Source organism: Ponticaulis koreensis DSM 19734, assembly GCF_000420665.1.
Lineage (GTDB): Bacteria > Pseudomonadota > Alphaproteobacteria > Caulobacterales > Hyphomonadaceae > Ponticaulis > Ponticaulis koreensis.
This window is the reverse complement of sequence record NZ_ATVJ01000001.1, coordinates 1,675,504-1,697,244: the sequence shown is the minus strand read 5'-3', so window position 1 is coordinate 1,697,244 and position 21,741 is coordinate 1,675,504. Positions and strand designations below refer to the sequence as shown.

General features: G+C 55.1%; 24 protein-coding genes. 14 read left to right on the top strand and 10 right to left on the bottom strand.

What is annotated here, in order from left to right; translation table 11 throughout:
• Position 1: 1 nt before the first annotated feature.
• Positions 2 to 895, bottom strand: coding sequence for a LysR family transcriptional regulator (locus G523_RS0108750; protein WP_022694676.1), 894 nt, complete (start codon positions 893 to 895; stop codon positions 2 to 4).
• 126 nt (positions 896 to 1,021) lie between these two features.
• Here G523_RS0108750 and G523_RS0108745 point away from each other — a divergent pair, with 126 nt between their 5' ends.
• Positions 1,022 to 1,570: a carboxymuconolactone decarboxylase family protein gene (locus tag G523_RS0108745; RefSeq protein ID WP_022694675.1), complete on the top strand. Its 549-nt coding sequence runs from the start codon at positions 1,022 to 1,024 to the stop codon at positions 1,568 to 1,570.
• A 91-nt stretch (positions 1,571 to 1,661) separates the two neighbouring features.
• Positions 1,662 to 2,123 (top strand): nuclear transport factor 2 family protein, encoded by a 462-nt coding sequence (locus G523_RS0108740; RefSeq protein WP_022694674.1) that lies wholly within the window; start codon positions 1,662 to 1,664, stop codon positions 2,121 to 2,123.
• A 26-nt stretch (positions 2,124 to 2,149) separates the two neighbouring features.
• On the opposite strand, the gene G523_RS0108735 is transcribed toward G523_RS0108740, so the two are convergent.
• Positions 2,150 to 2,563: a response regulator gene (locus G523_RS0108735; RefSeq protein WP_022694673.1), complete on the bottom strand. Its 414-nt coding sequence runs from the start codon at positions 2,561 to 2,563 to the stop codon at positions 2,150 to 2,152.
• Positions 2,564 to 2,777: 214 nt separating this feature from the next.
• Here G523_RS0108735 and G523_RS0108730 point away from each other — a divergent pair, with 214 nt between their 5' ends.
• The gene (locus G523_RS0108730; RefSeq protein WP_027441586.1) at positions 2,778 to 4,073 is read left to right on the top strand and encodes a sensor histidine kinase; all 1,296 of its coding nucleotides are present in this window, start codon (positions 2,778 to 2,780) and stop codon (positions 4,071 to 4,073) included.
• 19 nt (positions 4,074 to 4,092) lie between these two features.
• Here the strand turns inward: G523_RS0108730 and G523_RS0108725 are convergent, their stop codons facing one another.
• Together G523_RS0108725 and G523_RS0108720 are read right to left on the bottom strand one after the other, a co-directional pair.
• A complete protein-coding gene (locus tag G523_RS0108725) occupies positions 4,093 to 6,702 on the bottom strand; it encodes a TonB-dependent receptor plug domain-containing protein (protein WP_022694671.1) in 2,610 nt (869 codons plus the stop codon).
• A gap of 122 nt (positions 6,703 to 6,824) precedes the next feature.
• Positions 6,825 to 7,166, bottom strand: coding sequence for a carboxymuconolactone decarboxylase family protein (locus G523_RS0108720; RefSeq protein ID WP_027441585.1), 342 nt, complete (start codon positions 7,164 to 7,166; stop codon positions 6,825 to 6,827).
• 114 nt (positions 7,167 to 7,280) lie between these two features.
• Here G523_RS0108720 and G523_RS0108715 point away from each other — a divergent pair, with 114 nt between their 5' ends.
• Complete coding sequence (locus G523_RS0108715; RefSeq protein WP_022694669.1) at positions 7,281 to 7,991, top strand: hypothetical protein; 711 nt, start codon at positions 7,281 to 7,283, stop codon at positions 7,989 to 7,991.
• Positions 7,992 to 7,997: 6 nt separating this feature from the next.
• A complete protein-coding gene (gene meaB / locus G523_RS0108710) occupies positions 7,998 to 8,954 on the top strand; it encodes a methylmalonyl Co-A mutase-associated GTPase MeaB (RefSeq protein WP_022694668.1) in 957 nt (318 codons plus the stop codon).
• On the opposite strand, the gene G523_RS0108705 is transcribed toward meaB, so the two are convergent.
• Positions 8,951 to 9,445, bottom strand: coding sequence for a TetR/AcrR family transcriptional regulator (locus G523_RS0108705; RefSeq protein WP_233347279.1), 495 nt, complete (start codon positions 9,443 to 9,445; stop codon positions 8,951 to 8,953). The two genes, meaB and G523_RS0108705, sit on opposite strands and share 4 nt — an antisense overlap.
• Before the next feature lie 197 nt (positions 9,446 to 9,642).
• Here G523_RS0108705 and G523_RS0108700 point away from each other — a divergent pair, with 197 nt between their 5' ends.
• From G523_RS0108700 to G523_RS0108675, 6 genes are all read left to right on the top strand, one after another.
• A complete protein-coding gene (locus G523_RS0108700; RefSeq protein WP_022694666.1) occupies positions 9,643 to 10,485 on the top strand; it encodes a metal-dependent hydrolase in 843 nt (280 codons plus the stop codon).
• A 33-nt stretch (positions 10,486 to 10,518) separates the two neighbouring features.
• Positions 10,519 to 11,475, top strand: coding sequence for a metallophosphoesterase (locus G523_RS0108695; protein WP_022694665.1), 957 nt, complete (start codon positions 10,519 to 10,521; stop codon positions 11,473 to 11,475).
• Positions 11,476 to 11,565: 90 nt separating this feature from the next.
• Entirely contained in the window at positions 11,566 to 12,213 is a 648-nt protein-coding gene (locus G523_RS0108690; RefSeq protein ID WP_022694664.1) for a 2-hydroxychromene-2-carboxylate isomerase, read from the top strand.
• Between the two features lie 12 nt (positions 12,214 to 12,225).
• Positions 12,226 to 12,615, top strand: a complete 390-nt coding sequence (locus tag G523_RS0108685) for a VOC family protein (protein WP_022694663.1) — start codon at positions 12,226 to 12,228, stop codon at positions 12,613 to 12,615.
• Positions 12,616 to 12,722: 107 nt separating this feature from the next.
• Positions 12,723 to 14,156 carry an amidase gene (locus G523_RS0108680; RefSeq protein ID WP_022694662.1) on the top strand — a complete coding sequence of 478 codons (1,434 nt, stop codon included), beginning with the start codon at positions 12,723 to 12,725 and terminating at the stop codon, positions 14,154 to 14,156.
• Positions 14,149 to 14,550, top strand: coding sequence for a GFA family protein (locus G523_RS0108675; protein WP_022694661.1), 402 nt, complete (start codon positions 14,149 to 14,151; stop codon positions 14,548 to 14,550). Before G523_RS0108680 ends, G523_RS0108675 begins: the two co-directional genes overlap by 8 nt.
• A 6-nt stretch (positions 14,551 to 14,556) precedes the next feature.
• Here the strand turns inward: G523_RS0108675 and G523_RS0108670 are convergent, their stop codons facing one another.
• Genes G523_RS0108670 through G523_RS0108660 form a run of 3 tightly spaced genes read right to left on the bottom strand, consistent with a single transcriptional unit; the run spans position 14,557 to position 17,937 of the window.
• Positions 14,557 to 15,312, bottom strand: a complete 756-nt coding sequence (locus tag G523_RS0108670) for a CPBP family intramembrane glutamic endopeptidase (protein ID WP_022694660.1) — start codon at positions 15,310 to 15,312, stop codon at positions 14,557 to 14,559.
• A gap of 26 nt (positions 15,313 to 15,338) precedes the next feature.
• The gene (locus G523_RS18660) at positions 15,339 to 16,484 is read right to left on the bottom strand and encodes a hypothetical protein (protein WP_022694659.1); all 1,146 of its coding nucleotides are present in this window, start codon (positions 16,482 to 16,484) and stop codon (positions 15,339 to 15,341) included.
• On the bottom strand, positions 16,477 to 17,937 hold the full coding sequence (locus tag G523_RS0108660; RefSeq protein WP_162141038.1) for a hypothetical protein: 1,461 nt from the start codon (positions 17,935 to 17,937) through the stop codon (positions 16,477 to 16,479). The genes G523_RS18660 and G523_RS0108660 overlap by 8 nt, the downstream gene beginning before the upstream one ends.
• A 98-nt stretch (positions 17,938 to 18,035) precedes the next feature.
• Between G523_RS0108660 and G523_RS0108655 the strand changes: the two genes are divergently transcribed.
• Together G523_RS0108655 and G523_RS0108650 are read left to right on the top strand one after the other, a co-directional pair.
• The gene (locus G523_RS0108655; RefSeq protein WP_022694657.1) at positions 18,036 to 18,881 is read left to right on the top strand and encodes a TrmH family RNA methyltransferase; all 846 of its coding nucleotides are present in this window, start codon (positions 18,036 to 18,038) and stop codon (positions 18,879 to 18,881) included.
• Complete coding sequence (locus G523_RS0108650) at positions 18,878 to 19,774, top strand: class I SAM-dependent methyltransferase (protein WP_022694656.1); 897 nt, start codon at positions 18,878 to 18,880, stop codon at positions 19,772 to 19,774. The genes G523_RS0108655 and G523_RS0108650 overlap by 4 nt, the downstream gene beginning before the upstream one ends.
• Here the strand turns inward: G523_RS0108650 and coaA are convergent.
• Entirely contained in the window at positions 19,771 to 20,766 is a 996-nt protein-coding gene (gene coaA, locus G523_RS0108645; protein ID WP_022694655.1) for a type I pantothenate kinase, read from the bottom strand. The two genes, G523_RS0108650 and coaA, sit on opposite strands and share 4 nt — an antisense overlap.
• A gap of 120 nt (positions 20,767 to 20,886) precedes the next feature.
• Positions 20,887 to 21,198 carry a DUF3253 domain-containing protein gene (locus G523_RS0108640; RefSeq protein WP_022694654.1) on the bottom strand — a complete coding sequence of 104 codons (312 nt, stop codon included), beginning with the start codon at positions 21,196 to 21,198 and terminating at the stop codon, positions 20,887 to 20,889.
• 60 nt (positions 21,199 to 21,258) lie between these two features.
• Between G523_RS0108640 and G523_RS18655 the strand changes: the two genes are divergently transcribed.
• On the top strand, positions 21,259 to 21,702 hold the full coding sequence (locus tag G523_RS18655; protein ID WP_022694653.1) for an acyl-CoA thioesterase: 444 nt from the start codon (positions 21,259 to 21,261) through the stop codon (positions 21,700 to 21,702).
• The last annotated feature ends 39 nt before the right edge of the window (positions 21,703 to 21,741 follow it).

Genomic DNA, 21,741 nt, shown 5'->3' with positions numbered 1-21,741 from the left:
TCTACCGATTGAGATACGGGTTCGCTCGCAAGGTTTCTGTGGCCATCGACATGAAAGTTCGGATTTTGGCCGACGCGGCACGCCCCTCCGGATGGATGATATGAATGGGTAGAGCTTCAGGCTCATAGTCTTCCAGAACTGTCTTCAGGCCGCCATCATCCAGCTCTTCCCCAATCTGGTAAGACAGCACACGCGTAATTCCCCAGCTGGTTCTCGCAGCCGCGATGGCACTCGCAATACTGTTCACGCGCAGGCGCGGCGTAACGCGTACGGATTCACCTCCGGCAAATGTCCAGTCATTGGTAGGCGACAAAACCCCGGCCGAGATGATGTCGTGCTTTTTCAGGTCTTCCGGTTTGGAGGGGAGCCCGTTCCACGCAAAGTATTCTGGACAGCCACACACGACATGACGAACCGAACCAACGCGAGACGCCAGAAGGCTGGAATCATTTAGCTGGCCAATGCGAACAGCAATGTCGAAGCCTTCATCTACAATATTCACGACGCGGTCGACGAACGTCGCCTCGACCTTAACATCGGGATAAATACCCAGATATTTCTGGATGATTGGCAGCACGTAGTGCTGACCGAACAGCATGGAAGCGGTAACGCGCAACGTTCCGGTTGGTGCAATTCGGGCGCCACGAGCGTTGTCGATAGCGTTGTCATAATCAGCAACAATCCGACGCGCATCTTCCAAAAAGCTTTGCCCAGTATCTGTAAGCACGACAGCGCGCGTCGTTCGGTGGAATAGCGGAACGCCCAGTCCTGCTTCAAGATCGCTCAGAATACGCGTTACAGTAGGTGGGCTGAGATTAAGCGCACGCGCCGCGCCGACAAGGCTGCCTGTATCCGCTATCGCGATAAAGACGCCCAGGTGTTTCAGATGGTCCATATTAATTCCATTTTATGAAATTATATCTTTCCAAATTTCAAGATTATTCTTCAAACTGGAATTCTTATCTTCCTGTCATCGCCGATGAAAAAACGCAATCGGCAAAACCACAGACAGGAAAATACAATGTCCCGAATTCCAACACCAGCAAGCATCGCTGACGCACCTGCAGCCTCTCAGGAGCTTCTCACAGCCGTTCAAAAACAACTCGGTAGCGTTCCGAACCTTTTCCGCATCGTCGCAACCAGCCCAGTGGCTCTGGAAGGGTTTCTTGGCCTTAACGGCGCGCTCGGCCGTAGCGAGCTGTCTGCTGCAACACGTGAGCGTATTTCTCTCGCCGTTGCCCAAGCGAACGGCTGTGACTACTGCCTCGCGGCACACACATATCTTGGTCGCAACCTCGCCAAACTGACAGACGCTGAGATTCAGGCAAACCGCAAAGGCAGCTCAACAGATGCAAAAGCAGATGCTGCTGTCCGCTTCGCGCTCTCAATCACAGAAAAGCGCGGCCACGTTGCTGCTGACGAACTCAATACATTCCGTGCCGCGGGTTACAGCGATGCGGCCATCGTTGAAATCATCGCACTCGTCGCAGTGAATGTTTTCACCAACTACGCAAACTCGGTTCTCGACACAGAAGTAGACTTCCCGGTCGCTGAAGAACTCGCAGTCTAGTTCCCCCTGTTTGATGCCTCCCGATTTGATCGGGCGGAACCGCCCTTACCACCCCTGAAGTAATCCGCACGAACAATGAAGGAGGTATCAAATGAGACCACCACTCCCACCTTTCACGCAGGAAACCGCCATCGAAAAAGTCCGTAAGGCTGAAGATGGATGGAACAGCAGAAAACCCGAAGGCGTATCGCTGGCGTATACAGTCGACACCGTCTGGCGAAACCGTAATCAGTTCGTCAGAGGCCGGAACGAAGTCGTCCGCTTCCTCACCATTAAATGGCAGTCAGAGCTGAACTACCGGCTGATCAAAGAGCTATTCGCCTGGCAGCAAAACCGTATTGCAGTGCGTTATGCCTATGAGTGGCAGATGGACGACGGCCAGTGGATGCGTTCTTACGGGAATGAAAACTGGGTCTTCGATGAAGACGGTCTGATGAAATATCGTTATGCGAGCATCAACGACCTTATTATTCGCGAGGAAGACCGCCTTTTCCATTGGCCTCTCGGCCGCCGCCCGGATGACCACCCGGGGCTGAGTGAATTAGGCCTGTAAATTCGGTTATATGACGGTCGTATCCTCTAACTCTGAGGATACCGCGTTTCTTCAAACCAGAACTTGACCAGACGGTCGGCGAAACGCTCATATCCAGAGATACTATCCGGCTTCACAACATATGCGCTTGCACGCCGCTGATATGCGGCTCGAACGTCATCATCATGATTGGATGTCGAGAACACGAGCGTAGGAATGTGTCCGAGACAACCCTGCTTCTTAAGTCGCGATAGAAACTCCAGCCCTCCCATTCCCGGCATCCTCAAATCAGTCATAATGACGTGAGGATTTTCACCATTTTCAAGTCGGTCCAGTGCAGCTTCAGCGCTGTCACAAAACTCATAATCAAATGGCACGTCGACACGGCTAAAAGCCTTTTTGAGTAGGATTTGATCCAATGGATCATCCTCAACCACTAACAACGCTGCGGCACTGGTCATTTACTTTTCCCAAAATCAATCAATTTTTTTCAATATTTAGAATATAGTGTATTCTTTTACCGAATTGATGTTGTGTCAATAAAAGCCGCGAACTCGCTAGGTTACTCTAACAAGGCATGCTTTTTATTTCATACATATCCACGCTATCGATTTCATCATGATCCGCAGAATACAAAAAACCTTAAAAATTACGCTTCTACTAGCGCCGGTCATCATGATACTTGCGCTACCCGCAATTGGTCTGGCCTACACGCGAACGCTGAACGCTACCAAGGATTTGGTGGGGGAAGCTGTAGAGCTGGCCTTAGAGTTTAACTCGGAAACCGGTTATGGCGGACTAATTCATAACTTCAAAAATGCAGTGCTACGCCCCGATGAAACTTCGTATCTGAGGGAAGCTCAGAATAACGCCATCAGGGCGCTGGAACTACTCGACCAGCTGGAAACTCTAACCTCAGACACAATCACCGCCAGACGGTTGCAGCCAACCCGCGATATGATCATTGCGTACGCCATGCGGCTCGAGGGCTTGCGAGCCTTGAATGCGAGCGAGCTTTCAGCAGCGGAGGTCGATGACATCGTTCGATATGATGACACTGCGGCACTGAACAACCTGCAAGAGTTTCAGAACGAATTCATAGGCCGCCTACAGACCGAAATGGCAATGAATATTCGCTCCATGCTGGTCTGGTTACTCGTCGTGGAGCTGGTTGGCACAACCGTCATTCTCGGCATTGGTTATCTGCTATACACCGAACGAAAAAAGCGAAATGCACGCAAACTTCTCAAGCAGCAGGAAATTCTGGCGCGGGAAAGGAAGGCGTCCGACGAACTGCGACGCGTGAATGAGTCTCTGAACCGTTTTAGCGCGATCGCTGCACATGATCTCAAATCACCGTCACGCCAGATCAAGGCTTTCTCCGAGATGGCAATGTCTGAGGACACGACTGATCTTGAGCGGAAGGAATATCTGGACGCCATTCATGAGTCGGCGTCCAACATGCAGGATGTCGTCTCGTCTCTTCTGGAATTTTCCCAGAGAGGCTTCAGCGCACCCGAGCCAACGACCATTGAGCTGTCACAATACCTGAACGAACTGACCGAAAGTATCGCCCAACAATCAGGGCGGAACCTTAGTTTCGATATTCGCCCAACCTATGCATCTGTTCAGGCTGACCCGGCCCTGCTCGAACGCGTCTTCGCCAACCTCATCGATAATTCAAAGAAGTACGTGCCCGAAAGTACAGATCTCACAATTGAGATCGTGCACCGCGAGGAAGCAGATCGTCACGTCATCATGCTGCGTGACAACGGCCCCGGCGTTCCAGATGGCCTTGAAGACCATGTATTCGAACCACTGAGACGCGGCCATTCCGCTAAAGAGGGACAAGGCATCGGACTTGCGCTGGTTCGCTCGATTTTGCGCGCACATGGCGGCAATATAAGCTTGCGGAATGATCTCAAGCCAGGCGCTGCATTTGAATTCTGGCTGCCTAAAACGGCGGCCTGAATTACCTTTCAGCACGTAATCAGAACTGCCTGCGCACGGAGAACATTACCTGCGTGCCAACCGGATCGAGGCGATTTCCTTCGTAACGAAGCGGGATCACACCGGTATTATCCGTCACCGTGACGACATCATCGAGCAGGTTATCAATCTCCAGCGAGAAGCGTGTACCGCGCAGCAATTCGACATTGCGGCCAATGAATGTCTGATCGGTCACACTGTGGAAGAAGCGAAGATTGACGCTGGTCTGATCTGAAAACTTCAGAACACTGCTTGATGTGTCGACTTCCGTCGCGCTCTGCCAGCTAGCGCTCAATCGGGCGCCATAGCCTTTGTAAAACACACCGCTTGTCAGCTGCACTTCATGTTCAGGTTGACCGCCGAGGCCAGATGCCGCGCCATTCAGGAAATCCTGAACGGGAAAGCCGGCAGCCAGAACACGCTGGTCTTCAAGATTAATTGTATGGCTGAGAGATACGAACAAACGCCCGCCAGCAGGCGGACCACGACGACCCATCATGCCGCCACGTGGACGACCTCCGCCACGCGCAGACGGTGGTGGACCCCCGCCTGGGCGCGCATTGCCAGAACCGGAGGACGGAGGCGTACCGCCACCGCCCTGAGGACGGGCATCACCGGAAGCTGAAGGCGGAGAACCGCCGGCCGGGCGCTCCGCTCCGTTCGACGAAGAAGGCGGCGCCGTTTGTGGCGCACCGTGAGCATTCCCGCCAGAGGCTGGCGAGCGCCCTTCGCCTCGACCGCCTCGCTGCGGCGTCTCAGGCTCAGCGAAACTGTCACGGAAGGTCAACTGCCAGCGTATATCGCGGCGGGTTTCTTCGACATAATTTACAGGACGCAGATCGACGCTGAGCAAATCACCATTGGCATCGCGAACAAACCGATTTGGGAAAGCGGCCTCTACTGCCGCATCAACGCTCGGGAAAGCCCCAATCGGGTCATCAATGCGGCTGTCTGTATAGGTGAGACGCAGGTCAAGGTCGGTCTCATCGAGCGGCTCCCACTCGACGCTCGCTTTCCAAACCTGACGCGTATCAGCAATCAGCTGGTCATTACCGCCGGAGATACGCGTCGCAAGCACGGACTCGCCCTGCACAAAGTCGAAAATCTCGACGTTTGGCGTCACGCTCAATGTATCACCAAGCTGGGACATGGTCGGTGCGCCCTCTTCCAATGTATAGGAGGTCAGAACGCGGATATCTTCAACCGGAGACCAGCTCAGCGTGCCGTCAAACCCGAACAGCGTGCCAAAATCGGAGTAGTTGCTGGCATTCACAGTCGCGTTCGCTAAGAGGCTCTCAAAGCCTGGAATATCCATGTCCGAAACAATCAGCGGGAAGTCGAAACTACCCTGAACTTTAGCAATCTGGCGGTCGAGCGAACTGGTCGTGCGAGTACCATTGAAATCGGTCTCGGAACTACGGCTGGCATGGCTGAGATCAACACTCAGGCCTGCACCAACCCAGCCGCCTGTAATCTCCCAGAGATCACCATTGGCCAGCAGGTTGGTCGAGAACGTATCCGTTGTTCGCTCTGTGCGCTCTTCACTTAAAAAAACAAAGGGTAACAGGTCAGCTGTCGGCGCAACCGTCGGGTCGAGCGCATTGAGCGCGGCTTGGAAGCCCGTCACGTCCGGCGTGCGGTCCGTTTCAGTCGTCGATGTGTTGTGTCCGAGACTTGTCGTAGACGTAACAAACCAGTCGCCGACATCACGCGTCAAAGTGAGGTTGATATTGGCGTCTGTTGAATCGCTTGTCTGGGTCAGCACGTCCGGCACGCCGATATAGCGCGTAAAACTCTCGTCAGTGCCCGTAGTAGAGAAGGGGCTTGCTGCAGGGAGCAAAAAATCCTGCTCAGAAAATCCGAGCAGCTCTTCACCCTCAGAGATTTCGATATCGCCCGAGAGTGTCATCCCGACATTACCGAAAATGCTTCTATGCGTACTGCCACCAATTTCCAGAGACTGGCTCTCATCGCGCAGGCTATTTGCGCCCGCAAGCGGATCGCCAAGGCCACGATCAGATTCCAGAATAGCGTTGTCGATTTCAATCTCGCCATCGACGCTGGAACGCTGGCCGTCAGCTATGCCGAGATAATCTACATCAAACTCGCCGCGCTGACCTGCTCCTTCGACCGGCCCGCCAAATTCAAGACTGAACGTCCAGGCCGAAAAGTCGGGCTTCAGAACAATATTGATGACCCGCTGGTTCGCACCATAGCCGTATTGCAGTGCCGCTTCTTCTGGCAGCACGTCCATACGTTCAATGGCTTCCGGCGGATAGGAACGGATTTCACGAAAGCTGGCGATACGAACGCCATCGACCAGAAAAACGTGATCCCCGCCGCCACGACCGCGGCTGCTTGCCAATTCCGGACCGAGTTCGGCGATCAGTTCTTCAATAGATGACACGCCATAGGCTTCGATATCCGCAGTCGTCAGTGTCTGCTCAGGCTCGATGTCGCTGACTGCCGTCCCGCGCAAACGGGTGGACGTCACCTGAACCTCTGAGAGCACGCGGTCCTGATCATACTGCGGAGCTTCCTGCGCCGCAGCAGGAAAAGCAGATAAGAGAGCGCCAATACTCACAGCGCCCAGCAGGCATGAAAACCGCATACAAAACCTCGTTACTTCCCGCTGGGTATCATACCCACGCTCTCAAGTGTCACGAACCGGCTGAACTCATCCGTCGCGATCCGGGGGACATTTATGCAGTCAATATATGAATGTCGGATGGATCAGTTATTCGCTGCAAGTTCATCCCAACATGCCAGTGCATGTCCGGCATACATGAGGCCAGGACCGCCGCCCATCTGAATACCCATGGCTAACACATCTCCCAGCTCTTCGCGTGTGCCGCCCGCCTTCATGAGGGCTTCGACGTGGAAGTTGATGCAAGGCTCGCAGCGCTGTGAGATGGCCATGCCCAGGGCAATGAACTCTTTTTCCTTGAGGCTCAGAACACCATTGTCTTTTACAGCCATAGAGAGCGTGCCGAAGCCTTTGGTTGCATCCGAAATGGTCTTATTGAGTTCTCGCAGCTCGCTGCGCATGTCGCGGATTTTATCGGTGTAGCTCATCATCAATCCCCTGATCCAAAATCAACATTTCATGATGTTCTAATATCAGAATTTCCCGCGCGAGCGTGCAGGAATTCATAGGCATTTTGTCGCGACACACCTAAGTTATCGACAATGCATAACAGCCAGCACTTTCCCCTATCCGATCACGCGCGCATTGATGTCGCCCTGCGCATCATGAAATGTGAGCTACCGTTTCGGGTGAATGCCATGCCCGAAGCCCATCATCTGAAAATGAGCGAAATCCTGCCGCCCTCGAGCCCGGTGCTCAAAAAAGGCTTCGAAATGGATGCGCGCGACTGGCTGCGTGTGCTGAACCATTTGAAGATTGCAAGCATTCAGGACGACATCAAAACCCTCTCCCGCTTGCGAGATCTGTGGGCACACCAGCAAGACCTGAAAGCCGGTGATGCGACCCGTTTCTGCGAAACTGCCTCGGATTTGATGAGCGAGTTGAACGCCAGCGAAATTGCGCGAGTACTTTCGATTTTGTCCGCGCCGTCGCCATTTCCTGCGGAGCCTCACTCTCAGGCAGAAAGCTATCGCGAACTCTGTCAATTGCTGGACCTTGATCCGGATGATCAGAGTGACCTCAGACGCTTCTTCAAATATCTCGTCTGGCAGGCGGCACAGGCAAAGACCACCGGTGCACTGGCTCTGGCAATAACGCTGGAGAACGATCTGGAAGACGAAACCGACGGACTGCCTCCGACCTTGTTCAACTGGGTTCTGGATCTCTCATCGGATGCACCTGCACAAATGGTTCGCGCTAGCGTGCGACACAGCCGCGCCCTGCTTGATGAGCGCGGTGAAGACGCGTACTGACACAGCATGGAAGTCGATCTGAGCACACGCCGGGGCCTTGCCCGCGCCATCACCCGCGTTGAAAGCCGCCGCACGGACCATCAAACCGAAGCGCGCAAGCTTCTGTCTTCTGTCATGTCCGAAACGGGCAAGAGCCAGCGGATCGGCATTACCGGTGTGCCAGGCGTCGGTAAGTCCACTTTTATTGATGCATTTGGAACCATGCTCACCGAGATGGGGCACAAGGTTGCTGTGCTTGCAGTCGACCCGACCTCGCAGCGCTCGGGCGGCTCTATTCTGGGCGATAAGACCCGTATGGCGCGACTATCAGTTGATGAGAAAGCCTTTGTGCGCCCGTCACCTGCGGGTGAGACGCTTGGCGGGGTCGCGCGCAAAACCCGGGAAAGTCTGCTCCTGTGTGAAGCGGCAGGATATGACGTCATCCTGGTGGAGACGGTCGGCGTCGGCCAGTCTGAAACTGTTGTCGCTAATATGGTGGACTTCTTCCTCGTCCTGATGCTGCCAAATGCGGGCGATGACCTGCAGGGCATCAAGAAAGGTGTGCTGGAAGTCGCTGACCTGATTGCCGTCAACAAAGCTGATATCGACGAAAAAGCAGCCAAGCGCGCTCAGCGCCATTACCAGAATGCTCTACATATTCTGGAGCCGGTGGACCCGTCATGGGCGCCGCCAGTTCTGACCTGTGCAGGCGCAACGGGCGATGGCCTCAAAGAGCTGTGGGACACGATCGAACTTCATAAGAAAAAGACTGAAGAGTCTGGCTCGCGGGATAAACGCCGCGCGGACCAGCAACTCACATGGATGAATGAGCTTATTCAGGACGGGCTGATGGCGGCTTTCCGCTCTCATCCCGATGTGGTAGCCAAGCTCGCGGCGATGAAACACGGCGTTGAGACCGGCGCGATCCCCGCATCTGCTGCTGCCGAACAGCTTTTGGACGCCTTCGGCGTCGAGGGCTTTTAGCCTTTACGCTCCGCCTCCAGCTGACGCAGGCCCAGCATAAGCACTGAAAGCGCCATTTCTTTCGCACGACTTGGCGGCTTGCCAAGCATTTCACTCAAGGTCTGCCCGAAGAGACCGACACCCAGCGCCAGCGTGATACAGACAAGCATCACATCTTCCACGACGTCTTCAGGCACATTCTGATGGTGAAACTTCTTGCGGGTCACATCGCGCACGACCTGCCTCACATTGGTTAGTCTTCCTGCCTGATGCGTCAGTTCCAGCCAGGCGGCCAGCTTTGACGCCTGCTTCTGCTCGAACGCTTCGAACAAGGTCGTCAACGCCTGAGCGCGCGACACTTCGGTGTCTTCTGTCAGCTCGATCGCCATCACCTTCTCGACAAGCTCGGCAATCATCCGCTCCATCAGCGCCGTGTGGACGCCGTCTATGGTTCCAAAATGATGCAGCACTGTTGCATTAGCGACGCCTGCTTCTTTTGCGACATCAGCCAAGCGAAGCGTTTGAGGCCCTTGCTCAGTCAGAAGTCGCTCCGCGGAAGACAGGATATTCGCGCGCGATTCCTCGGGCGTTCGACGGATTCTGGGCTGCTTATTTTTTCTTATCGACATTTTTGTCAGTAGCGCTTATATTACTCGTGAACAAACTTGGCCCCACCTTAGCGGCCACTTAGCGAAACAGGAATTGTCGGATGACGGAAAAGCGCACACCAGAGGACGTTTCTATCTCTCCTCGTGACATCAAATTCAGCCATGAAGGCGCGAAGAACCCGCACTGGCTCGATAACGATCCTGTCGGCACAGCTATTATGAACACGCTGTCGCTCACCTTCCCTGATGGCGAGCGCATGTTTATGGACTCAGTGCGCAATTATCGCGGAGAGCTTTCCGGCAAGCTGCTTCAGGATGTGAAGGACTTCATCCATCAGGAAGCGATCCACTCACGCGAACATCACCTCATGAACCAGCTGATCGATCGCGAGAAATATCCGGTGGAAGAGATTGAAGGCTTTGTCCGCGAGCGTGTCGCCTTTGCCCGCTCCGGCGGCCCGATGCGTATGCTGATCGGCACAATCTGTCTTGAGCATTTCACAGCCATGATGGCGGACATGATGGTCGAGCATCAGGATGTGTTCCAGAACACTGATCCTGAAATCGAAGCGATGTGGCGCTGGCACGCTATGGAAGAAACCGAACATAAGGCCGTTGCCTATGACGTGTTCCTCGAAGTCTCCAAAGACTGGTCCGGTTTCAAACGCTATATGCGCCGCTGTATCTCCATGCTGATCATCTCAAAAACCTTCACCAACAATATTGCGACATACGCATCCATGCTTCTTGAAGCGGAAGGCTGGGACAAGAAAGACGCAAAGAAGGCGATCAACAAATATCTCTGGAAAACACCGAACCTGTTTGGCCGCGGCTGGAAGGTCTGGCTCTCCTGGTTCAAACCGGGCTTCCACCCATGGGATCATGACAATCGTGCGCTAATGACAGAATGGAAAGCCGAATTTGACGCTGTAGCTGCCGAATAACCGCCTTAAAATAGGTGCAATCGGGCATCACCAATGATGCTCATGAAACAGTTCATTTTCTACGCCAGCTTTCTCTATTTCCCATTCGTCTTCGCAATGGGGTGGCTCATGATCAGGCGCTCCGGCTTTTATCGCTGGGGCGCTTTATCTTTAGTTCTTCTGGCTTCGGTGCCGGCCTATGCCCGCTTTGTCGAGCCGCGCATTTTACGGACAATTGAGGCGGAGATCGCACTCGCCGGCTCACCCGCAAAGGACGGCGATGACATCCGTCTGTTATTATTCTCCGACACGCATATCGGCATGTTCGGCAATGCCATGCCGCTCGAACGGATACGCGAGCGGGCGGACACTCTGGACTTTGACGCCGTGCTCGTAGCTGGCGACCTGACCTACCATTTGCCGGAAGATCAGATTGAAGCGACCTTTAAAGAGCTGAACAATTTTGGAAAGCCCGTCTTTATAGTTCTCGGCAATCATGATGTCGGCTTTCCGGGCCCTGATCTCGGCATGCAGCTGGCAGACTATTTCGCGACGCTTGAGAACGTCCACCTCCTGAATAACCGAACGGAGATCGTTACTCTGAACGGTCGCGAGATATGGCTGACAGGCACATCAGACCTCTGGCAGGGACAGATTGAATACCCCACAGAGAACCCGCCAACAGGCACGCCGCGCATCATCCTCACTCACAATCCGGACGTGGCGATGCGTATCCCGCCAAACGTACGGTATGACGTGTTATTTGCAGGGCACACGCATGGCGGCCAGATCAGAATTCCGGGCCTGTATCAGCGCGCCCTACCCTCTCAGTACGGATTTGATCGGGGGCTCTATGAAGAAGTCACGCCCGCGTCTGCCGATGCCATCGCCGAGCCACATCAGATATACATCACGTCCGGCACGGGCATGGTTGGTCTTCCCATGCGTTTACTGATGCCGCCTCAGGTCGATCTGATAACAGTGCACCTGCCGCAGGGAGAGGACGGCTAGGGTCACCACAAAGTGTTCTCAGGCCCTCCAGTTAAACGCTGACACGCGGCGCTTAAGCTGACAAACTTCCCGAAAACACGGGAGAAAAACATGTCAGGCGTCGATATCTACTGGTCGTTCCGCAGCCCATATTCCTATCTGGCGACCCCACGCCTTCGAGAAATGAGCAAGCGTTGGGACGTGCCTTTCACCATCAAGCCGGTCTATCCGATTGCGGTGCGCATTCCGGGCTTTTTCAAACAGGTCAATCCGCTCTGGCCTCCCTATCTGATGCGCGACTGTTTCCGGATTGCCCAGTTCAACAGCCTGCCCTTCGGCCGCCCAAACCCAGACCCGGTGGTCATGGATATGGCGACCGGTGACGTGCCAGCCGACCAACCCTACATTCGCCGCCTGACACGCCTCGGCGTGCTCGCTAGCCACACGCCACAAGCGCTTGATTACTTCTATGAAGTCTCGACCCTCATCTGGTCGGGCCAAAACAACTGGACGGAAGGGAGCGCCCTGTCAGATGCCGTGGCACGCGCCGGCCTCGACCTTGCCGCACTCGACGCGGAAGCAATTGAGCGTGAGGCCGAGTTAGAAGCCGAAATTGAATCTAATGAAGCTGCCCAGAAAAACGCCGGACATTGGGGCGTTCCTCTAATGGTGTTTGAAGACGAGCCGTTTTTCGGGCAGGATCGCCTCGATATTCTGGAATGGCGCATGAAGCAGTCAGGCGTCCCGCAGAAATCCTGAGGGGGAATTCACATGTCAAAAGTCATAGGTGTCGGCGGCATCTTCTTTCACTGCGCGGACGTGGACGCGACAAAAGCATGGTACGCCAAAGTGATCGGCGACGACACGAACGATTTTGGCGGGTGGAATTTCTCCCACAAAGAAGCCGGTGAGCAATTCCCGAAAGGCGCGCAATCCATCTTCGCACCTTTTGAAAAGTCGGATTACTTCAAGCCGTCAGACCTACCGTTCATGATCAACCTGATGGTGGACGATCTGGATGGCGTGCTCGCCCGACTTGAAGCGGAAGGCATTGAGCAGGTTCAGCCGCGCGAAACTTATGGATATGGCAAGTTCGCCTGGCTGATGGATCCGGACGGTCGCAAAATCGAATTATGGGAACCGATCGAGACCGACCACTGATCGCGCAGGTCCCGAAAGTGTATTGAGAAGAACACATCAATTGCAGACCTGACAAGTTACGAAAAACCTGAAATTCTCCCCTTAAAGAAAACACACAGGGGAGAGACATGAAGGAATACACGCAATACGACGCCATCGGCCTCGCAGAGCTCGTCGCGAAGAAGGAAGTCAGCCCGAAAGAGCTGATGGATGAGGCCCTGAGCCGCGCCAAAAAGGCTAAAGAAGAGTTGAACTGCGTCTCCGCACTGTTTCCGGATATTGCAGAAGCCCAGATCAGCGAAGGCCTTCCGAAAGGCCCGCTATCGGGCATTCCGTTCATGACGAAAGATCTTGGCGTTGCTGTGAAAGGCGCACCGCTGACCTCAGGCTCTCGGCTATTCAAGGATTTTGTAGCAGATAAGAACTCCGAGCTTGTCGAGCGGTATCGCAAAGCCGGCATTGTAACCTTCGGCCAGACGACCAGTCCCGAATACGGCCTGACAACCTCAACCGAAAGCGCCCTGTTCGGGCAGACGAAAAACCCGTGGAACCTAGAGCGCACGTCCGGCGGCTCGTCCGGCGGCGCGTCCTCGGCAGTTGCTTCAGGTGTGCTTCCACTCGCGCAGGCAAGTGACGGTGGCGGCTCCATTCGTATCCCCGCGGCGTGCACCGGCCTGTTCGGCATGAAACCGTCACGTGGCCGTATCCCGATGGGGCCTGTCCGCACAGAAGGCTGGAGCGGCCTTTCTACAGTCCATGCCGTGTCCCGCAGTGTACGCGATAACGCTTTGCTTATGGACCTTACGCATGGCCGCGAACCGGGTTCACGTTATGTGGCGCCGGACGAGCCGGTCTCTTTTCTGGATCAACTGAAGAATACGCCGCGCCAGCTGCGTATTGCACTTTGGACGACCGCACCGAACGGCACAAAGCCTGACGCAGAGGCTCAAAAAGGGCTGGATGACACCGCTAAGCTCCTCGAAGACCTTGGGCATGTAGTCGAAGCGTCAACGCCCGAGCTGAGTGGTGAAGCTATCGGAAAAGCCCTACTGATGAACATTTCCGCTTACACTGCGGATCTCACCCAATCACGCGCACAGGCACTCGGCCGTCCGCTACAAGATGATGACCTCGAGCCTCTGACACGCGATATGGTGAACCTCGGCCATACCGTCCCGATGTCCATGCTCGCATGGGCTAATGGCGTATTTCAGGAAACGGCCGTCACCTTCGACAACTGGATGGATGCTGGCAATTTTGATCTCTGCCTTTCGCCTATGCTGTCCAGAGAGCCGGACAGGCTGGGCGATCTGAGCCTGTCCCGCGAAGACAAGGACGCCTATGGCAAAGCCGTCACGAGCTTTGCGCCGCATGCCTCTGTTTTCAACATGACAGGCGCTCCGGCCATGTCTGTGCCTCTGCATTGGTCATCCAACAATCTGCCAATTGGCATGATGTTCGGTGCGCGTTATGGCCATGAAGCTCTTCTCTACCGCCTCGCAGCCCAGCTGGAAGAGGCGAAACCATGGTTCGATAAAAGGCCGCCTGTATTCTATGACTGATGATATGACCTGGCATAAGGGCGGCTGCCATTGCGGCACCGTCCGGTTTGAAGTCCTCCTGCCGCAACGCATCGAAATCGAGGACTGCAATTGTTCGGTATGCCTGATGAGCCAGAACGCGCATATCATCGTGCCGTCCAGCCGGTTCAGACTTCTTTCCGGCGAAGAAGCTCTTTCGACCTACACCTTCAATACGCACACTGCGAAACATCAGTTCTGCTCGGTGTGCGGCATTAAAAGCTTTTACGTACCGCGTTCCAATCCGGACGGATTTGCCGTCACATGGCGGTGCCTCGATGATCCGATGGCCTTCGATCATGTCGGCATCCATCCGTTTGATGGCGTGCACTGGGAATTAAATGCCGGAACGCTTGCGCATAAATCCAAAGACTAGCTGCGCTCAGCCATACGCGTTGAAATAAGAAAACAGGAAGGTCTTCATATTAAAGGCCGCATGCGCTGCCATGGGCAGGATCAGCCCGCCCGACCAGAGCCGTAGCGCACCGAACATGCACCCCAGCATAAAGATGAACATCAGGCCGAAACCGGTATAGCCGACATGTAAAACGGTGAACGCCGCCGCAGACAGAATGACGATCAGCCAGCTTGGCCAGCCGCGCGCCTGCATGCTTGTCATCAGAAAGCCGCGGAACAGGAATTCCTCAACCACAGGCGCGATGATCACGGCTGAGATAAACAGCCCCATAAGCTGGTTCGGCGGAAAATAGCCCGCATTTTCATCTGTCGTGAGACGCGGCACCTCCCGACCAATCAGGTCGAGAAACATGATCACTGTGCGGAATACAATTTCCGGTACAACGAGCGTCGCAAACGCCGCCAGATAAATGGACAGCATGCCGAAACGACCGGCCTGGAGCACGCAATCTTCCACGCCGCGACGCCTCAGATGCTCGAAGCATAAAAGACCGATCAAAAGCTCAGCATACCCTACAGTGACCATGCGTGCGGGATGTTCAGGGTCGATAAAAAACGCCCAGAATGCCCGCGCACTGTCACCGGAAATCTGAATGTGAAGGCCGACCAGCTGGACCAATAAATAGCGCAGTAGGAAATACGCAAAAACACTCCAGAAAATCGCAACTGGCAAAAGCCTTGCCAGCTCGTCTTTCGGTGTATTTCCGGAAAATTGCGACATGCGAGCCTTTCGGGCCAGTCAGACGACTAGCCCTGAAGCTCTGCTGCCTGTTCGGCCCATTTCTCGCTCATCACGCGGCCTTCAAAGCGCAGATAGCTGTCGATCCATGCCTGCTCACCCGGTGTCCACGCTGTGATCTGCGAGAAGTGGAAAATGCCAAGCTCGTTCAGGATAAGCTCGATTTTCGGACCGATACCGCCAATGCGTTTCAGATCGTCAGCCTCGCCCCTTGGCGCATCAAGGCTTTCAGGGCGGGTTTCCTCTACAGGCTCCTTGGCAAGGGCTGCAGGAGAAACAGGCGCCGCAAGCGCGGCAATATCCACTGGCGTTTCTGCAACAGCTTCGGCATCAAGGCTCGCCGCTTCAAGATACTTCAGACGACCTTCCAGATAGCGGTTCCGCCAGCGCAGACGCGCCATTTCCTGTTCGGACTCGCCGGTGCCTTTGGCTTCGCGGTCAATCTCGGCTTTCAGTACCGTGATTTCTGACTTCAGACTGTTCAGCTCCATCTCGACATCTTCCGGAACGGAAGACGCTACTGACGTTTCAGTATCAGCCGATGCAGTGCCGCTTTCGAGGAATAGAATACGTGCCTGCAGATAACGGTTCTGCCATTTGGTTTTCGCAAGATCGGCAGCAGACGTTAAAGGCGCCTCAGACGTGCCTGTCTCAGCGCTCTCAAGACGCGCTTTCAGAGCTTCATTTTCGGCTTTGAGTGCATCAGCATCATCGGAAGATGATGTATCAGCATCAAAGACCTGGCTTTCCAGATAGCGCACACGGGACGTCAGATAGCGCTCGTGCCAGACAGCACGCGCACGTGCTTCTTCGTCTTCGGGCGTGGGTTGCGGCGCTGGCGGCGGCGGAGGAGGCGGAGCAAGCTGCATCTGATTTGCGCGCTGAACATGATTGCGCAGGTCAGCAACAGTTCGTTCCATGTCTGCAAGTTTGGCTTCGGCAGCCTGAAGCGCACGCGCATCGACTTCGGCTTTTTCAAGCGCTTGTTGCTGTGCTTCTGTCAGAGGGCGCTCGAGCGCAGCCGGTGCCGGCGCTGTCACGTTTATGGTTCGCGCACGCGGCAAAAACACACCGCGGAATGCCCAACCGAGAATTAACCCGATGACACCTGCACCTGCCAGATAGCCCCACATGCTGGTCAGCAGCTCAATCATCTTCCAACTCCCTCAGACGAACAGATATCTGCCTGTCCGTATCAATACTCACTGGATCGGGCAGCCCTGCACTATCCTGCCGGACCTCCGTCAACACAATCTGATCTAGCGGAACTCCGCGGGCAATGAAATAGGCGAGAACGGCAGTTTGACGATCCTCTGTGAGGTTTTTCAAAGCAATACGCCGTCCGTCGGCATGTGTCGCGGCGTCAATCTCGAACTGATAGTCAGGGCATGTCTGCAGCACAGTGAGAACACCATCCAGCAATGGCGCAGACTCACGTGCCAGTTCATCCCGCGCATAACGAAAATTTAGCGAGGAAAGCGACAGCGCTTCTTCAAGCGCGTCTTCACACACATCCCGCGATGGATGGGTCGTTTCCGTGTCCAGCCCTTCAAATGCCATCAAACGCGTCGACGCAGGTTGCGAATTCAGCGTAAAGTCAGTCGATACACCCACGCGGACGAAGTCTTCACGCAGAAAATCGATGACAGAAGGTGTGGCCAGACCTTCAATGACAAGCTCATCGCCCATGAAGGCCATAACGCCGCTTTCATGCTGCAGAAAGCCAGGCAAGGCAGCGCGAACTCCTCGTATCCAGTCATCGCTGCGCATAGGGACAACGCCCATTTCGTTCTCCACCACACCATCGAACAATTGCTCGGCGTATTCGAACAGGGCGGTCCGGTCAGCCGCGTCGGGCACGCTGCCTTCCATAATGAGATGATCGCCGTTCAGGCGCGCGGTCCAGAGTGCTGTGCCGGCAATGTCGGCATCCACGCTATAGCCTGAAGGAGGCCGCGCCATTTGCGCGATAATCTCGTTGCGAACATCAATATTGGGCGCAATGCCGGACACAAAAATCCGTCTGTCCGTCACATCGACCTCTCCGTCATAAAGCTTCACGAGCTGACGCAGACCGAGGCTTACGGCGCCAATCCAGTCGCCTTCCGGAACGCCATCGCGAAACAAAACGTCAAATTCGATAAATTCGGGTGAAATGCCTTCCCCGATCAGGACCTCTTCGAGACGCGTCACCGCATCAGGGTCCGGCAGAATTCCTGCCAGACGAAACCGGTCTCCATGGCGAGTCGCGCTGAACGCATAAGGCGAAACCGGCGGCAAAAGTTGGGCCTCATCCAGCACCCGGGTAACACCGCCTCGGAAGAAACCGCCCCGCCCGCTGGAGGCCAGAACACGATTTCGGGCACGCGTTAAAAGCTGCTCAGTTGGGGCTAAACCGGTTAAGATGGCCGTCTGCCCATCCATCTCAACATGCGCCCATCGAAAGCGCGGATCGTCCAGCGATGCACGTGCGGCTTCTTCCAGTCGCGCTTCAAACTTGTCAGCAGACACCGGACCGGCATATACCGCGTGCCAGCACAATGCTGCTATACCAGCACAACTGATCGGGATCAGCAGGACATCAAGAATGTTTCGCCTTTCGAACATTGTGATGTCAGCAGCTCCCATCCCAAGCGGCACGCACAAGAAAAGACGTGCAAGCCAGTCCCTTTCCTGACTGGTTCGCAGTTAAACCGGGCAAAGATATGACCAACAGCCATTATTCAGGTGAAAGCTCAGAGCCGGTCGTCATCACCAGCGGCGGAAACCCGCAGGTGAAGGCTCTGAAAGCGCTCGAACGCAAGAAAGGCCGCCGCGAGCAGAACGCCTTTCTGGCCGAAGGCGCGCGTCTGATTGAAGAAGCGCTGAATTATGGCTGGGAACCTGTTCAGGTCATTACATCACCTGAAGGGCTGGAGCGCAGCTATGTTCAGGATCTCGTCTCGCGCGCAGAAGCCGCCGGTGCGCAATCACTTTTGATTCACCCTCGCCTGCTGGCGCAGGTCGCACGGAAGGAAAACCCGCAAACAGTGCTCGCAACCTTCCGCCCGAAAATGCGCACGCTTGCGGATATTCCAGCGAAGTATGCCAAGTCCGGCACACTTCTCGGCCTCTATCAGGTACGCGATCCGGGCAATCTCGGCACCATTCTGCGCACCTCGGATTTTGCCAACGTCAATGGCGTCATTCTGATCGGTGATTGCTGTGACGCCTACAGCTTTGAAGGCGTCCGCGCGAGCATGGGCTCGCTCTTCGCAATGCCGTTTTACTATGCGAGCGAAGAAGACTTCCTCAGCTGGAAGCAGGGCTCAGGCCTGCCAATGCTGGCGGCCAGCATGAACGGAAAGCACCCGCACCATGACGCACCTTATGGAGATGCCTCCATCATCATTATGGGCAATGAACAATCCGGCCTGCCTGCGCATTTCGAAGACGCCTGCGATACACTTGTCCGCATTCCAATGCGTGAAGGTGCAGACAGCCTGAACCTTGCCACGGCGACCGCGCTTATGGTCTACGCCGCCTGGGGTAGCCGTGGGTATGCGCAATGAGCAAGACAGCAATCATCACCGATCCGATCATCCTGAAAGCCGATGACTGGCAGGACTATCAGCTCTTGGATTCCGGTCATGGCCGCAAGCTGGAACGATTTGGCAGCCAGATCACCGACCGCCCCGACCCGCAAGCCTTCTGGATGCCAGCCAATCCGATCGAGATATGGAAGGCAGATGCAGTCTTCTCGGCCTCTGGCGATGACGAGCGCGGAAACTGGCAGAAATCCCGCCCGAACCTGCCGGATGACTGGAAGATGGGCTGGAACGGCCTTTCCTTTGAAGTCCGTCGTTCGCCTTTCCGTCACCTGGGCGTATTTCAGGAGCACTCCGTCCACTGGCGTCACGCGCAGGAGAAAATCCGTGCTGCAGGCCGCCCGGTCAAGCTTCTCAACCTGTTTGGCTATACAGGAATGATGAGCCTCGCAGCCGCAGATGCCGGCGCGCAGGTGACCCATATTGATGCCAGCCCGAAGTCGAATGGTTATGGCAAAGCCAATCAGGAGCTTTCCGGTATTGGCGAGAAGCCGATCCGCTGGATTGCCGATGACGTGCTGAAATTCATGCGCCGTGAAGTGCGCCGTGGAAACACATATGACGCTATTGTTCTGGACCCGCCTAAATTCGGTCGTGGCCCTAAGAACGAGACATGGCGTCTGGAAGAAAACCTGCCGGAACTGTTGGAGCTGTGCCGCGCAGTGCTTTCAGAACAACCACTCTTCGTGACGTCTACGGTCTATGCCGTTCGCCTGTCCTACCTCGCGCTCGCTCAAAGCCTTCGCGATCACCTTGAAGGCCTGGGCGGCACAATCACAACAGGAGAGATGGCTATTCCTGAAGCCGGCCGCGACGTACTGCTACCAACGGCGATCTTTGCACGCTGGGACGCCTAAAGCCGCCGCAGCGCGACCTCTTCAATCAGATGGTTCGCGCCTTTGCGCAGGATCACATCCGCGCGCGGACGCGTCGGCAGAATATTGTTGTGCAGATTCACAAGATTGATGTCGCGCCACAGAGCCTCGGCTGTCGCAAGCGCGTCTGATTCACTCACTTTGGCATGGCGATGGAAGTAGGACTCAGGCTTCTTGAATGCCGTCTGGCGCAGCTTCATGAAGCGCTCGATATACCAGCTGTGCAAAAGGTCTTCGTCCGCATCGATATAAATCGAGAAATCAAAGAAGTCAGAGACCATCGGAACGGCTTTGCCATCCACCGGAAGCGGACGGGCCTGAAGCACGTTCACACCTTCAAAGATCAGAATGTCGGGACGGTCCACGAGCTGGTATTCATCCGGCAGAACATCATAGGTCAGGTGAGAATATTTCGGCGCATGGACATTCGGGCGCCCCGCCTTGATGTCCGACATGAAGCGCAGGATTGCGCCGATATGATAGCTCTCCGGAAAGCCCTTCCGGTTCATGATCCCGCGCTCGGCCAGCACGGCGTTCGGCAGCAGGAAACCGTCTGTTGTGACGAGATCAACCTTCGGGCTAGACGGCCAGCGCGCCATAAGCTCCTTGATGATCCGCGCTGTCGTCGATTTACCAACCGCAACCGAACCGGCGACACCAATAATGAACGGCGTTTTCTGCTCTTCACTGAGGCTCAGGAACTGCTTGCGCTGCGAGAACAGCATTTGCGACGATTCCACGTGCGCAGACAGTAAACGCGACAGCGACAGATAAATCTGACGGACTTCATCCAGATCAACTGGATCGTTCATGGAGCGAAGGCGCTGAACTTCATCCTCAGAGAGTGTCAGCGGCGTATCTGCGCGAAACTTCGCCCAGGTTTCAGCGGTAAAGAAGCGGTAGGGAGAGTGCTCACGCGCACCAAAATGGTCCAGAGCATCGTCTTCCACGAAATCCACAATCGCTTCGGTCATCGTCTTTTCTCACAGAAGGGCAGCGTTTTATCGGAATACTGCCTGAATACTTCCGCACACGAAGCACTTCTTCAGGACAGAGTAAACCGGCCTCACGTGAGTTATAACGTCAGTGTGACCTCATTTTTCTTCTTTTGGCTTCTTCACATAGCCGGGAAGACCAATACGCCATACGCCCTTGAATTTATCGAGGTCTGGGACCGGCACACCCTTACGGTAGATCGAAATCTCACCCGCCTTAGCCAGACGTACGGCTTCGGCGCGCACGTCGTTCATCACTTTGCGCCAGTTCGATTCAGAAACGAGGCGCGCCACCTCTGACGGGTCTATCGTGGTTCCAACGCCGCGCTCATTCGCAAGCGTAAGGATCGCCTCGCGCACAGGATTTGAACCTTTTTCTTCGGATACGTCATTTTCTGTGATGTCAGTCATGGACGAGGCTTTGCGTCTTTCCTACCTGCTTGGCAAGCCCAGTAATTCGCAAGGTGAGAGATGAGCGAGACAATCCAGCAGACAGGCCTCGGTGCTGTCGACTATGACACAGCGTTCCGGCGCGTGATCCTGCCTCAGCCGAGTGACATTGATATTCTGGGTCATGTGAACAACGTGTCTTACGTACGCTGGGTGGAAGAAACCGCCGTTGCCCATTGGGAGCATGTCGCATCGCAGTCTGTGAAAGACCGGTACGTCTTTGTGCTGCTACGCCACGAAATTGATTATCGCGACCAGATACTTCCGGGCGAAACAGCAGAAGCCCGTACCTGGCTTGGCTGGGCAAAAGGCCCTCGTTTTGAACGCTTTGTAGATATTCGAAAGCCCGGCGCAAAACGCTTCTCATCATCGTCACGTATGGAATGGTGCATGCTCGATATTGAGACGCGCAAGCCCAAGCGCATCGATGATGAGATCCTGCAAATGTTTCAGGTACCGGGCTGACCGTATCTCCTCACAATTTGGTTGAAGCGGCATGCGACG

What these genes read in the sequence shown, in the direction of transcription:
- G523_RS0108750 (WP_022694676.1), bottom strand. Translation starts at nt 895, where the DNA reads ATGGACCATCTGAAACACCTGGGCGTCTTTATCGCGATAGCGGATACA.
- G523_RS0108745 (WP_022694675.1), top strand. Translation starts at nt 1,022, where the DNA reads ATGTCCCGAATTCCAACACCAGCAAGCATCGCTGACGCACCTGCAGCC.
- G523_RS0108740 (WP_022694674.1), top strand. Translation starts at nt 1,662, where the DNA reads ATGAGACCACCACTCCCACCTTTCACGCAGGAAACCGCCATCGAAAAA.
- G523_RS0108735 (WP_022694673.1), bottom strand. Translation starts at nt 2,563, where the DNA reads ATGACCAGTGCCGCAGCGTTGTTAGTGGTTGAGGATGATCCATTGGAT.
- G523_RS0108730 (WP_027441586.1), top strand. Translation starts at nt 2,778, where the DNA reads ATGATACTTGCGCTACCCGCAATTGGTCTGGCCTACACGCGAACGCTG.
- G523_RS0108725 (WP_022694671.1), bottom strand. Translation starts at nt 6,702, where the DNA reads ATGCGGTTTTCATGCCTGCTGGGCGCTGTGAGTATTGGCGCTCTCTTA.
- G523_RS0108720 (WP_027441585.1), bottom strand. Translation starts at nt 7,166, where the DNA reads ATGAGCTACACCGATAAAATCCGCGACATGCGCAGCGAGCTGCGAGAA.
- G523_RS0108715 (WP_022694669.1), top strand. Translation starts at nt 7,281, where the DNA reads ATGCATAACAGCCAGCACTTTCCCCTATCCGATCACGCGCGCATTGAT.
- meaB (WP_022694668.1), top strand. Translation starts at nt 7,998, where the DNA reads ATGGAAGTCGATCTGAGCACACGCCGGGGCCTTGCCCGCGCCATCACC.
- G523_RS0108700 (WP_022694666.1), top strand. Translation starts at nt 9,643, where the DNA reads ATGACGGAAAAGCGCACACCAGAGGACGTTTCTATCTCTCCTCGTGAC.
- G523_RS0108695 (WP_022694665.1), top strand. Translation starts at nt 10,519, where the DNA reads ATGATGCTCATGAAACAGTTCATTTTCTACGCCAGCTTTCTCTATTTC.
- G523_RS0108690 (WP_022694664.1), top strand. Translation starts at nt 11,566, where the DNA reads ATGTCAGGCGTCGATATCTACTGGTCGTTCCGCAGCCCATATTCCTAT.
- G523_RS0108685 (WP_022694663.1), top strand. Translation starts at nt 12,226, where the DNA reads ATGTCAAAAGTCATAGGTGTCGGCGGCATCTTCTTTCACTGCGCGGAC.
- G523_RS0108680 (WP_022694662.1), top strand. Translation starts at nt 12,723, where the DNA reads ATGAAGGAATACACGCAATACGACGCCATCGGCCTCGCAGAGCTCGTC.
- G523_RS0108675 (WP_022694661.1), top strand. Translation starts at nt 14,149, where the DNA reads ATGACTGATGATATGACCTGGCATAAGGGCGGCTGCCATTGCGGCACC.
- G523_RS0108670 (WP_022694660.1), bottom strand. Translation starts at nt 15,312, where the DNA reads ATGTCGCAATTTTCCGGAAATACACCGAAAGACGAGCTGGCAAGGCTT.
- G523_RS18660 (WP_022694659.1), bottom strand. Translation starts at nt 16,484, where the DNA reads ATGATTGAGCTGCTGACCAGCATGTGGGGCTATCTGGCAGGTGCAGGT.
- G523_RS0108660 (WP_162141038.1), bottom strand. Translation starts at nt 17,937, where the DNA reads ATGTTCGAAAGGCGAAACATTCTTGATGTCCTGCTGATCCCGATCAGT.
- G523_RS0108655 (WP_022694657.1), top strand. Translation starts at nt 18,036, where the DNA reads ATGACCAACAGCCATTATTCAGGTGAAAGCTCAGAGCCGGTCGTCATC.
- G523_RS0108650 (WP_022694656.1), top strand. Translation starts at nt 18,878, where the DNA reads ATGAGCAAGACAGCAATCATCACCGATCCGATCATCCTGAAAGCCGAT.
- coaA (WP_022694655.1), bottom strand. Translation starts at nt 20,766, where the DNA reads ATGACCGAAGCGATTGTGGATTTCGTGGAAGACGATGCTCTGGACCAT.
- G523_RS0108640 (WP_022694654.1), bottom strand. Translation starts at nt 21,198, where the DNA reads ATGACTGACATCACAGAAAATGACGTATCCGAAGAAAAAGGTTCAAAT.
- G523_RS18655 (WP_022694653.1), top strand. Translation starts at nt 21,259, where the DNA reads ATGAGCGAGACAATCCAGCAGACAGGCCTCGGTGCTGTCGACTATGAC.